Source organism: Streptomyces sp. yr375 (genome assembly GCF_900110755.1).
Classification (GTDB): domain Bacteria; phylum Actinomycetota; class Actinomycetes; order Streptomycetales; family Streptomycetaceae; genus Streptomyces.
On the sequence record NZ_FOFF01000001.1, the window covers coordinates 135,131 to 146,631 of the forward strand.

9 protein-coding genes are annotated in these 11,501 nt (G+C 74.8%); 5 read left to right on the top strand and 4 right to left on the bottom strand.

Going from position 1 to position 11,501, the window contains the following annotated elements:
• The first annotated feature begins 98 nt into the window (after window positions 1-98).
• The 3 genes from BMZ82_RS00540 to BMZ82_RS00550 are packed head-to-tail and all read left to right on the top strand — an operon-like array spanning window position 99 to window position 6,419.
• Window positions 99-3,449, top strand: a complete 3,351-nt coding sequence (locus BMZ82_RS00540; RefSeq protein WP_143098806.1) for a non-ribosomal peptide synthetase — start codon at window positions 99-101, stop codon at window positions 3,447-3,449.
• 37 nt (window positions 3,450-3,486) lie between these two features.
• Entirely contained in the window at window positions 3,487-5,061 is a 1,575-nt protein-coding gene (locus BMZ82_RS00545) for an amino acid adenylation domain-containing protein (RefSeq protein WP_093770428.1), read from the top strand.
• A 41-nt stretch (window positions 5,062-5,102) separates the two neighbouring features.
• Window positions 5,103-6,419: an MFS transporter gene (locus tag BMZ82_RS00550; protein ID WP_218158998.1), complete on the top strand. Its 1,317-nt coding sequence runs from the start codon at window positions 5,103-5,105 to the stop codon at window positions 6,417-6,419.
• A gap of 11 nt (window positions 6,420-6,430) precedes the next feature.
• Here BMZ82_RS00550 and BMZ82_RS00555 read toward each other — a convergent pair whose 3' ends face one another.
• Complete coding sequence (locus BMZ82_RS00555; RefSeq protein WP_256251694.1) at window positions 6,431-6,745, bottom strand: response regulator transcription factor; 315 nt, start codon at window positions 6,743-6,745, stop codon at window positions 6,431-6,433.
• A 167-nt stretch (window positions 6,746-6,912) separates the two neighbouring features.
• Here BMZ82_RS00555 and BMZ82_RS00560 point away from each other — a divergent pair, with 167 nt between their 5' ends.
• Window positions 6,913-8,013, top strand: a complete 1,101-nt coding sequence (locus BMZ82_RS00560; RefSeq protein ID WP_256251695.1) for a helix-turn-helix transcriptional regulator — start codon at window positions 6,913-6,915, stop codon at window positions 8,011-8,013.
• A gap of 907 nt (window positions 8,014-8,920) precedes the next feature.
• The gene (locus tag BMZ82_RS00565; protein WP_093770432.1) at window positions 8,921-9,415 is read left to right on the top strand and encodes a hypothetical protein; all 495 of its coding nucleotides are present in this window, start codon (window positions 8,921-8,923) and stop codon (window positions 9,413-9,415) included.
• Between the two features lie 91 nt (window positions 9,416-9,506).
• Here the strand turns inward: BMZ82_RS00565 and BMZ82_RS00570 are convergent, their stop codons facing one another.
• The 3 genes from BMZ82_RS00570 to BMZ82_RS00580 all read right to left on the bottom strand — a co-directional run bounded on the left by BMZ82_RS00570 (window position 9,507) and on the right by BMZ82_RS00580 (window position 11,467).
• Window positions 9,507-9,725: a hypothetical protein gene (locus tag BMZ82_RS00570; RefSeq protein WP_093770434.1), complete on the bottom strand. Its 219-nt coding sequence runs from the start codon at window positions 9,723-9,725 to the stop codon at window positions 9,507-9,509.
• Window positions 9,726-9,878: 153 nt separating this feature from the next.
• A complete protein-coding gene (locus tag BMZ82_RS00575) occupies window positions 9,879-11,177 on the bottom strand; it encodes an MFS transporter (protein WP_093770436.1) in 1,299 nt (432 codons plus the stop codon).
• Window positions 11,178-11,266: 89 nt separating this feature from the next.
• Entirely contained in the window at window positions 11,267-11,467 is a 201-nt protein-coding gene (locus tag BMZ82_RS00580; RefSeq protein WP_093770438.1) for an MbtH family protein, read from the bottom strand.
• Window positions 11,468-11,501 lie beyond the last annotated feature (34 nt).

Sequence of the window (11,501 nt, forward strand, 5' to 3'; positions counted from 1 at the left end):
CGATTCGCCGATCACCCGACCCCTCGCCCCGCCCCGCCGAGCCCGCTCCCGCCCCACGTACCCACCACCACCCAGCCCACCGACCACAGGAAACCACCGTGAGCCGTCCCGCTTCCGCCCCTTCCGCCGCGTCCGGCGAGACCGTCGCCGCGCCGCCCGCCCACTCCGCAGCACCTACGGCCGCACTAGCGTCCGCCGCCCCCTCCGAACCCGGGTCCCCCGCCCCGACACCCCCCGTCCCCCCGGCCGCGTCCAAGGTCGAAGACGTCTTGTCGCTCTCGCCGTTGCAAGAGGGCATCCTCTTTCATGCGTTGTTCGACGAGGGGGAGCGTGACGTCTACGTGGCGCAGCTCCTGCTCGATCTGTCGGGGCCGCTGGACGCCGTACGACTGCGTGCGGCTGCCGACGCCGTACTGGTGCGGCATGCCAATCTGCGTGCCGGGTTCCTGCGGCGGGCCTCCGGCGAGCCCGCGCAGGTCGTGCGGCGGGACGCGCGGGTGGCGTGGGAGGAGCGGGACCTCCGTGCGCTGGACGAGGACGGACAGGCCGCCGCCGTGCGGACACTGTTGGCGCAGGACCGGGCCCGGCGCTTCGACCTGGCACGGCCGCCGCTGCTGCGCCTCACCCTCCTGCGCACCGGACCGCTCAGCCACCGGCTGCTGCTGACGTACCACCACATCCTGCTGGACGGCTGGTCCTGGCCCGTGCTGGTCCGCGAGCTGCTGGCCCTGCACGACGCCGGACCGGACGGCGCGCCACTGCCCCCGGTGACGCCGTACGCGTCGTTCCTGGACTGGCTCGGCACCCGAGACACCGGCGCGGCCCGCGACGCCTGGGGCCGGGCCCTGGCCGGGCTGGCCGGCGGCAGCCGCACCGCGCCGGTCTCCACCGGCCACTCCGCGCTGCTGCCGCACCGCGTCGAGACCGCTCTCACGCCCGACCTCACCGAGCGGCTCACCGCCCTCGCCCGCGCCCACCGCATCACCCCGGGCACCCTGCTCCAGGGCTCCTGGGCGCTGCTGCTCGCGAACCGGCTCCGCTCCGACGACGTGGTCTTCGGCGCCGTCGTCAGCGGCCGCCCCGCCGAACTGCCCGGCGTCGCCGACATCGTGGGCCTGTGCATCAACACCGTGCCGGTCCGGGTCCGCGTCGACCGCACCGAGCCGCTCGTCGGCCTGTTCACCCGGCTCCAGGACGAGCAGGCACGGCTGATCGACCACCACCACCTGGGCCTGCCCGAGATCCAGCGCACCGCCGGAGCCGGTGAACTGTTCGACTCCTGCGTCGCCTACCAGAACTATCCGGTGGACGCCGCCGGCCTCGCCGCGCTGTCCACGGGCGAGCTGCGGGTGAGCGCCGTCGACCCGCACGACGCGGCGCACTACCCGCTCACCCTGACCGTGATCCCCGGCGAGCGGCTGCGCCTGCAGATCGACTACCGGCCGGACGCCTTCGACACCGCCGACGCGCAGGCCCTGCTGGACCGTCTCGCCCGCCTCCTCGAAGCCGTCGCCGACGACCCGGCCCGCCCGGCCGGCGCGGTCGATCTGCTGTCGCCGGCCGAACGGCGGCGCGTGCTCGTGGAGTTCAACGACACCGCCCGCGACGAGGAGTACGCCGAGGTGACGGACCGGGTGCGGCGCCAGGCCGAACTTCGGCCGGACGCCGTCGCGGTCACCGACGACGAGGGCCGCGAACTCACCTACGCCGACCTCGTCGTCCGCGCCGACGCCCTCGCAGGCCGGCTGCGCGCGGCAGGCGTGGACGACGGCGCTCTCGTCGCGGTCCTCGGCGAGCCGACCGCCCGGGTGCCCGTCGCCTTCCTCGCCGTCCTCGGCGCCGGGGCCGCCTATGTCCCGCTCGACCCCGTCGGCCCCGTCGCGCGCACCGCCGGGCTGCTGACCGCCGGGGGAGTGCCGTGGCTGCTCACCGCGCCCGAACAGCGGGCGCGCGCCGAGGAGATCGCGGCCGCCGCCGGGCATCCGGTACGGGTGCTGGTCCTTGATGACGGTCCCGGCCGTCCGACCGGGCAGCCCTCCCGGCACGGCGGCGGACGCGACGCACTGGCCTACGTGTGCTTCACCTCCGGATCAACCGGCCGCCCCAAGGGCGCGATGGTGCACCGGCGCGGCCTGAACAACCACCTGCTCGCCAAACTCGACGACCTGCGGCTCGGCCCAGACGACCGGGTGGTGATGAACGCGCCCCTCACCTTCGACATCTCCGTGTGGCAGATGCTCGCCCCGCTGATCACCGGCGGCCGCGTCCACCTGGTCTCCCGCGACACCTCCCGCGACCCGGACGCCCTGTTCGCGGCCGTCGCCGAGCACGCCGTCACCGTCATGGAGACCGTCCCCTCCTTCGTGCGCGCCGCCCTCGACCTGTGGGACTCCGGCGTGCCCCGGCCCGCGCTCCCGGCGCTGCGCTGGTTCGTCGTCAACGGCGAGGTCCTGCCGCCGGACCTGTGCACCCGCTGGTACGACCGCCACCCCGACGCGGCGATCGTCAACGCCTACGGGCTCACCGAGTGCTCGGACGACAACACGCACGCCTTCATCCCCCGAGGGGATGTGGGCGGCCTGGTCGAACAGGGGCGGCTGCCGGTCGGCAGGCCGCTGCGCAACAACCGGCTCTACCTCCTCGACCCGTCGCTCGCGCCCGTGCCGCCCGGCGTCCCCGGCGAACTCTTCATCGCGGGCACCGGCGTCGGACCCGGCTACCTGGGCGAGCCCCGCCGCAGCAGCGAGCGCTACGTCCCCGACCCGTTCGCCACCGAACCCGGCGCCCGCATGTACCGCACCGGCGACCTCGCCCGGCTGCGCGCCGACGGCCAACTGGACTTCCTCGGACGCCAGGACCACCAGGTCAAGATCCGCGGCAACCGCATCGAACTCGGCGAGGTCGAGACCGCGCTACGGGCCGTGCCCGGCGTCGGGGACGCGGTGGTGACCGTGGACCGGGACGCCGCCGGACAGCAGCGGCTGGTCGGCTGGTGCACCGGAGACGCGGACGCCGACGGCATCCGTGCGGCGCTCGCCCGGAGTCTGCCGACCTACATGGTGCCCTCGCTGCTGCTGCCGCTGCCCGCCCTGCCCCTGACCACCAACGGCAAGATCGACCGCAAGGCCCTGCCCGACCCGGCGGACCTCGCACGGCCCGCCGGCCGCGCCCCGGCGAACGCCCTGGAAGCCACGGTCTGCGCCCACTTCGGCGCGGTCCTCGGCCTCGCCGCCGCCGGACCCGACGACGACTTCTTCGCCCACGGCGGCCACTCCCTCCTCGCCGTCCGGCTGACCGGACGCCTGCGCACCGAACTCGGCGCGCACCTGACCATCCGCGACCTCTTCGAGACCCCCACCCCGGCCGGCATCGCGGCCCGTCTGACAGCCGCCCCCGCGACCGCCCCGGCCCGCCCGGCGCTGCGCCCGCGCGCCCGTGACCGTGCCTGACGCCCGCCCGGCCGCACCGACCAGGAGACAGACCCCCATGAGCCCCGACGACATCCCGGTCCCGCTGCGCATCGCCCGGCAGGCGGCCCGGACACCCGACGCGACCGCCGTGAGCGCACCCGGCGGCGACCTGACCTACCGTCGGCTCGACCGGCGGGCCCGTGCCGTCGCCGGGGAGCTGCGCGCCGCCGGCGCGGGCCCCGAGGACACCGTGCTCGTCGGGGTGGGCCGGGGCGCCGACTGGGCCGTCGCCGTCCTGGGCGTCTGGTACGCCGGTGCCGCGCCGCTGCTCGTCGACCCCGCCGCCCCCGACGAGCGGCTGCGCGCCCTGCTGGCCGCCGCCGGCACCCGGCACGCGGTCGTCACCGGCCACGAGGCCGCGGCCGCACTCCAGCGGCGGTGCGGCGAGGAACTGTTCTGGGCGGCGACCCGAGGCGACGACGACCGGGGCCCCGCCCCCGAACCGGCAGCCGTCGCCCCGGGATCGCTCGCCTACGTCCTGTTCACCTCCGGCTCGACCGGCAGGCCCAAGCCGGTCGCCGTCGGCCACGCGGGCCTGGCCCGCCAGACCGGTGTGTTCGCCGAACGCTACGGCCTGACCGCCGCGGACCGGGTGCTCCAGTTCGCCGCGCCCGCCTTCGACGTCTCGCTGGAGGAGGCCCTGCCCACCTGGTGCACCGGCGGCACGGCCGTGTTCGTCGACGACAACGTGGTCTCGCCCGCCGAACTGGAACCCTTCCTCACCGAACGGGCCGTCACCCTCGTCAACCTGCCCACCCCGTACTGGACGCAGTGGGCCAAGGACGTCGAACGCCGGCCCCGGCCGCTGCCGCCCACCCTGCGGCACGTGGTCATAGGCAGCGACGCGGGCCGCACCGCCGACCTGGTCCGCTGGTACGCGGCCGGCGGACCGCCCGTGACCAGCGCCTACGGTCTCACCGAGTCGACGATCACCGCCACCTGCCACGAGGCGCACGCCGGAGCCCTCGCGGACACCGCCGACGAGGTCATCCCGCTCGGGGTGCCGCTGCCGGGAGTGCGCGCCTACGTCCTCGACGAGGCACTGAAGCGCACGGCGGACGGCGAGGCCGGCGAACTGTACCTCGCCGGGTCCTGCCTGGCCCGCGGCTACCACGACCGGCCCGCCCTGACCGCCGAGCGGTTCGTCGCCGACCCGTTCGCCGCCGCGCCGGGGGAGCGGATGTACCGGACGGGGGACCGGGTCAGGCGCGCCCCGGACGGCACCCTGCGCTTCCTGGGCCGCGCCGACGACCAGGTCAAGATCCGCGGCCACCGGGTGGAGCTCAAGGAGGTCGAGACCGCCGTCGCCGCTCACCCGGACGTGCTGGACGTCGTCGCCCGCGCCGTACGGCACCAGGGCGAGCCCCAGGTCGCGGTCTACGTCGCCGCCGCGCCCGGACGGCCCCTGGACGCCGCCGAGTTGCGGCGGCACGTGGCCGCCCGGGCGCCGGGCCATCTCGTCCCGGCCCGGGTGTGCGTCCTGCCCCGCCTCCCGCGCACCCCGGGCGGCAAGCTCGACGTACGCGCCCTGCCGGATCCGTTCCCCCCGGAGGCGGTGGCTGTGAGGCCGCCGCTCCCCGAACTCGTCTGAACCACCGTCAGCCCGCCGCTCACCAGACAAGGACCCCTCCCGTGTCCCAGCCCACCGCCGTGCCAGATCCCACCGTCGGAGCGGATAACGCCTCCGCAGGCTCCGGACCGGACGGTCCCGCGCCCTCCCCGCGGCAGCGGCGCGACTTCCGCCGGTTCATGGCCTCGCACGTGTGCAACGAACTCGGCAACAGCATCACGTACGTCGCCCTGCCGCTCACCGCCGTGCTCACCCTGCACGCCTCCGCGTGGCAGGCCGGTCTGCTCGCCGCCGCCGAGAACGCCGCGTTCCTGCTGCTCGGACTGCCCGCCGGTGCCTGGGTCGACCGGATGCGACGCCGGGACGTCATGATCGCCGCCGACCTGGCCCGGGCCGTCCTGCTCACCGCGGTGCCGGTGGCCTGGCTGCTGGACGCCCACTCCATGCCGCTGCTGTACACCGTCGCCCTGCTGCTGGGCTGCGCGCGGCTGTTCGGCGACGTGGCCGACCAGAGCTATCTGCCCACCCTGGTCGGCCGCTCGACGCTGATCGAGGGCAACTCGCGCCTGGAGACCGTGCGTTCGGGGGCGGAGCTGGCCGGTCCCGGCGTGGCGGGCTTCCTCGTCCAGTGCCTCGGGCCGGCCGGCACCCTGGCCGGGCAGGCCGTCACCTCCCTCACCTCCGCGGTCCTGCTGGGCCGCATCGAGGCGCGGGAGGAACGGCCCGCCCCGGCACCGGCCGGGCGCGGCGGCCTCTGGCCGGAGATCCGCGAAGGGCTCCACCACGTCCTGGGCCACCGCGTGTTGCGGCTGATCGCGCTCAGCACCGCGTCGGTGAACCTCTGCCTCAGCGGAATCTTCGCCCTGGAGACGCTGTTCCTGACCCGCACCGTGGGCCTGCCGCCCGCGGCGGTCGGCTGGGTGCTCGCCACGGCCGGGTTCGGCTCGGTCCTCGCCGCGCTCGTCACGCAGCGGCTCTCCCGCCGGGTGGGCGCGGCCCGGCTGACGTGGCTGTCCCTGCTGGCCGCCATGCCCTTCGGCCTGCTGCTCCCGCTGGCCGAGGAAGGCTGGCGGATGGGCCTGTTCGTCCTCGGCATGCTGGTGCAGTCGGCGGGCGTGACCACGTACAACATCTGCCAGGTCGCCTACCGGCAGACCGTCTGCCCGCCGCACCTGCTCGGCCGGATGACGGCCACCATGCGGTTCCTGGTGTGGGGAGTGCTGCCGGTGAGCGGCCTGTTGGCCGGTGCCCTCGGCGAACTGGCGGGAGTGCGCGGCGCGTTGTGGATCCTGACGGCGGGGCTGACGGCCACCCCGCTGATCCTGCTGTGCTCGCCGCTGCGCCGGCTCCGGGACTTCGACGAGGCCCCGGCTCAGTAGTCTCGGTAGCCTCAGTAGCCGGGTCCGTACCCCAACTGGAAGGCCAGGTGCGCCAGTTGGATGCGGTTGACCGAGCCGGTCTTGCCGCGCAGCCGACGTACGTAGGTGTCGACCGTGTGCGGGCTGAGCCCCATGCGGCGGGCGATGATCCGGTAGGTGCAGCCCTGCGCGAGGTGCGCCAGGACCTCCTGCTCGCGGGGCGAGAGCGCGGTGGGACGCGGTGCCGGCGGGGCGGTCTCGGGCGCGGGCTCCCGGGCGGCGACGGGAACGGTCATGGCCGACATCGCTGTCGGCGCGTTCTTCTTCGTGGACGTACCGGTGTTCACTCTGCTCCTTCACGGATCCATGGCGGCGTCGCCTGAACCGACTTGCCGCCGAAGCTGCTCATGAGCAGCCTTGGGGCTTGCTTATCCTGACGCCAGGGGGCCGGCGCCTCACCAAGGTGCCTGGCAGCAAAGCGACCCGGGGTGAAGGCATGCAAAATGGGGCAAGGGTGTCATCGGATCTCGAGGATGTGGACCTCGACGTCTATAGCTGGGTGCTCGAGCACCGGACGATCGGGGTGGACGCCGTCGCCGCGGGCACCGGGCACGCTCCGCAGGAGGTCCGGCTGAGCGTGGAGCGGCTGCTCGACGTCCAGTTGCTGCACCGTAGCCCGGAGGGCGAATCCAGGGCCTTCGCGGTGGCGCCGGACACCGCGGCCTCCCGCCTCGCCGCGCCGCTGGAGGAGGAGATCCGGGCCCGCCAGCGGGACATCGGCCGCATCCGCGAGGACCTCGGGCGCTTCATGCCCCACTACCTCCAACGCCGTTCCGCGGGCGAGGCGTTGGAGGTGCTGGAGAACGTCGAGGACGTGCGCGGCGCGCTGAACCTCGCCTCGGACCGGTGCAGTCGCGAGGTCCTCACCAGTCAGCCCGGCGGCGGCAGCCGGGTGCCCGAGGCGATGCAGGAAGCGCTGAGGCGGGACGAGGCCATGCTGCGCAGGGGCATATCCATGCGCAGCCTCTACCACCACACCGCCCGGTTCAACGGCCCCAGCCAGGCCTACGTGGCAGCCGCCTCGGCGCTCGGCGCGCAGTACCGCACCGCGCACGAACTCTTCGGCCGGCTCATCGCCTTCGACCGCGAGTTGGCGTTCATCCCGGTGCCGGATGGCAGTTGGGGCGCGGTGGTGATCCGGGAGCCCGCCACCGTCGCGTACCTCTGCGACATCTTCGATCAGACCTGGGACCACGCCACCCCGTTCTCCAACGCCGTCGGCCAGGGGCTGGAGGAGGTCGCCCGCGAGATCCACGAGACGATCATCCGGCTCCTCGCGGCCGGCCTGAAGGACGAGGCCATCGCCCGCCGACTTGGCATGTCCCTGCGCACCGCGCGCCGCCACATCGCCGACATCATGGAAGAACTCGGCGCAGGCAGCCGCTTCCAGGCAGGAGCCGCAGCGGCGGCCCGCGGCCTACTGGACGACCCGGAGGCCGACGGGACCGCCCCGGAGGGCGAAGGTCCGACCCCGGAGGGCGAAGGTCCGACCCCGGAGGGCGAAGGGGTGGCCCCGGAGGCGGAAACGGTGGCCCCGGAGGCCGCCGCGGACTGACCGGGTCGCCCCGTCATGGACCGACCCGGTTACCCCGCCGGGGGCCGGCCTGGTCGTCCCGCTGGCCGGAACCGGCCTCGCTGTCCGTCGCCCGGTGGTGCAGGGGCGGTCGCGGTCCGTCGTCCCGTCGCACGGAGGAGGCGTCCGCCGCGTCCCCGGCCTGCGGCCGTCGCACCGCGCCAGGCTGCACCGGCTCCGCCGCCGCGCTGCGTCGAGACCGTCCGCAGGCCCGGTCCCGCCGGGCGGCTCGCCGTCGGATCCCGTGGTGGGCGGGCGGCTTCGCCGTGTGTGTCACGGTGCCTGGTGGTGCGGGCCGGTCGCGGTCCGTCGTCCCGTCGCACGGCGGGGCCGTCCGCTGTGTCACGGGCCCGCGGCCGTTGCGCCGCGCCCGTCTGTACCGGCTCCGCCGCCGCGCTGCGTCGAGACCGTCCGCACGCCCCACCCCGCCGAGCGGCTCGCCGTCGGATCCTGTGACACGCGGACGGCGGGACTGACCCGGTCGCCCCGCCGGGGACCGGCCTGGTCGTCCCGCCGACCGGAACCGGCCTTGCTGTCCGTCGCCCGGTGGTGTGGGCCGGTCGCGGCTCGTCGTCCCCTCACGCGGCGGGGTCGTCCGCTGTGTCACGGGCCTGCGGCCGTCGCGCCGCGTCCGGCCCCACCGGCTCCGCCGCGCTGCCGTCGCGCCGCGTCGAGACCGTCCGCACGCCCCACCCCGCCGAGCGGCTCGCCGTCGGATCCCGTAGTGGGCGGGCGGCTTTGTCGTGTGTGTCACGGGATTTGGGGAACGGGTTTTCGTGGCTGGTACGCGTCCTGGGTGAGGGGCGATGCTTCCCCGGCGGGGTCGCGGTGTGCGGCCCTGGTGCGTACGGCGGACGCGGTGCGCCAGGTATGGACTGAGGGGTGCGCGATGGACATGCCGTTCGACGGGGCGGCGGGATCTTCGGAGGGGCGCCCGCAGGCCCGGCCCTCCGTCCACCCACCCGCCGGACCGGCCGAAGCGTACCTGCGGGAGGTCGCCCTTTTTGTGGCGCTCCACCTGGGTCGCGCCCCGGGTGTCCTGTGGCCGGAACATGACCATCCGCTCCTCGGCGACGGCGACGGTGAGGATTCGGGGGCTGCGTGCGATGTGGACGCGTTTGCCGTCCAGGTCGCCGCCGTGACCGGACTTCGGGCCCGGTCCGCACCCGGTGGTGTGCCGCTCGGGCATTTGCTGGTTCATCAGATCTCGGGCGCGGCCACCTGGAACATCGTCGGCGCCGGTGACGACGGGCAGCGTGCCTCGCTCCGGTACCGCCTGCGTGCGGGCGAGGTGTTGTACGTCCCCGACGGCTGGTCGCGTACCGCCGAACCCGCCGCCGACGCCCGCTGGACGGTTGTCGTCCTCGCCCCGGCGGCGGACTGACGGGGCCGGGCTCCCGGACCCGGATGCACGGAAGGAGGCGCCCCCTGGGGGAGCGCCTCCTTCCGTGTGTTCACCGGGTGGTGTGCGCCGGTCAGCCGCCCCAGGACGTGTCGGTCGGGGGCTTCGGGCGCGAGCCTCCCGTTCCGCCGCCGTGCGTCGACGGCGGGGGGACGACCACGACGGGCTGGTCGCCGGCCGTGATCCGGGTGGCGGCGGTGTCGGACGGCGCGGTCGCCACGGTGGTCCCCGTCAGGACGGCGGTGAAGACCGCGGCCACGGTGCACACGGCCAGTACGAGACGCTTCGTCATGTTGTTCCCCCAGCAGGTGGATGGCCCGGCCCGGGGAGTCATCCCGGGCCGTTCGTTCATTCGCTTCGTTCATTCGTTCGTCGTGCAGGACCAACCCTGCCTCCACGACCGCCCCGCAGCGGTGCGACCAGCCGTTCATCAAACTGCCTGACTCTAAAGTGAGGGGCGACTAACCACCGTATTCGGTGCGGAACGGTCGTCGGCAGGGGTGTTTCGAGGTGGCGGAACGTCCAACTCCCGCCACACGCGGAACACCAGGGGCGTCAGAGTGACCCCGAGATAGACCATCCCGGTCGCCAGCAGGGCGGGCGTCAGGCCCCAGCCGTCCAGCGCCGGTCCCGCAGCCAGCATCCCCAGCGGCGTGGCCGCCAGAGCGCAGGCGGTGAGCATGCCGAAGACCCGGCCGCGCACCGCCTCCGGCACCCGCTCGTAGGCGACGGACATCATCAGCGGAGCGAGCGCCCCCGACCCCAGACCCGACAGCGCGAGCAGCGACAGCAGCGCCCAGGGCGGCGGCCCGGCGGCGAGCGTCGCGCAGCGCACCGCGCCGACCAGCAGGAACGCGCCGACGAACAGGGCCCGACGCGGCAGCCGGCGCCCGACCCGGACGTACAGCGCCGCCCCCAGCAGGGCGCCGGTCCCGATCGCGGTGACCATGGCCCCGAACAGCGCGCTGCTGCCCAGCACCCGCGTGCCGTACGCCGGGTACAGGACCCCGTTGAGCGCGCCGTCCAGCGCGTTGGTCACCAGCAGCACCGCCGTCACCGCCCGCACCGGCCGGTCGCCGCTCAGGTACGCCCAGCCCGCCCGCAGCTCCGCCAGGTACGACGCCCCGGCCCCGCTGGAGCCACCGGTCGTACCTGGCGGCACCAGCGCCGCCACCAGCAGGCAGCACAGCAGGGCCGCGCCCACATCCGTGCACAGGGTGCGCACCGGGCCGACGGCGGCGATGAGCAGACCCGCCAGCGGGGCCCCGGCCATCAGACCGATCCGGCGTGCGGCCTCCACCGAGCCGGTGCCCGCCTCCACGGCGACCCCCGCCCGTTCCATCGCCTCGGGCAGCAGCAACTGGCGCGCGGTCTCCGCCGGGCCGCGGGTCGCCCCCACGACGAAGACCAGGGCGACGAGCACCGGCAGGGCCAGTGCGTCCAGGAAGTGCAGCAGGGGGATCAGGGCGAGCGCCGCCGCGGTCAGCAGATCCGCGCCCAGGCTCACGGCCCGCGCCGGCAGCCGGTCGACCACCGGTCCCGCGAGCACCGCCGAGCAGAGCAGGCCCGTGGTCTCGGCCGCCGCGACCAGCCCGGTCCAGGTGCCGCTGCCGGTGCTGTGCAGCACGAACCAGGGCACGGCGACCAGGGTCGCCGCGATCCCCAGCGCGGACACCCCGGCGACGGTCACGAGGGCCAGCAACGGGGCGGTCCGCCCCGCCAGTTGGTGAGTTCGTAGGTTCATTTCGGTCCGTTCCTCGCGGGCACCGCGCCGCCGCCCGGCGCTCCACGGCAGCGGAGCGCCGGGCGGCGGGGTGCCCGTCGGTCGTCGGGTCAGCCGGCCATGCTCAGCCGCAGGCTGAGCGGCCGCATGTCGGTCCACACCCGCTCGATGTGCGCCAGGCACTCGTCGCGCGATCCCCGTACGCCCTGCGGGTGCCAGCCGGCCGGGACGGGTCGGCCCGCCTCCCAGAGGGAGTACTGCTCCTCGTCGTTGGCCACGACCAGGTACTGCCGCGTCGTCTCGTCACTCATGGGGTTTCTCCTCGTTCGTCGGTTGATCGGTGTG

Bases quoted from the DNA above. Each gene is read 5' to 3' on its own strand.
- BMZ82_RS00575 (WP_093770436.1), bottom strand. From the start codon at position 11,177: ATGAACCTACGAACTCACCAACTGGCGGGGCGGACCGCCCCGTTGCTG.
- BMZ82_RS00545 (WP_093770428.1), top strand. From the start codon at position 3,487: ATGAGCCCCGACGACATCCCGGTCCCGCTGCGCATCGCCCGGCAGGCG.
- BMZ82_RS00570 (WP_093770434.1), bottom strand. From the start codon at position 9,725: ATGACGAAGCGTCTCGTACTGGCCGTGTGCACCGTGGCCGCGGTCTTC.
- BMZ82_RS00580 (WP_093770438.1), bottom strand. From the start codon at position 11,467: ATGAGTGACGAGACGACGCGGCAGTACCTGGTCGTGGCCAACGACGAG.
- BMZ82_RS00565 (WP_093770432.1), top strand. From the start codon at position 8,921: ATGGACATGCCGTTCGACGGGGCGGCGGGATCTTCGGAGGGGCGCCCG.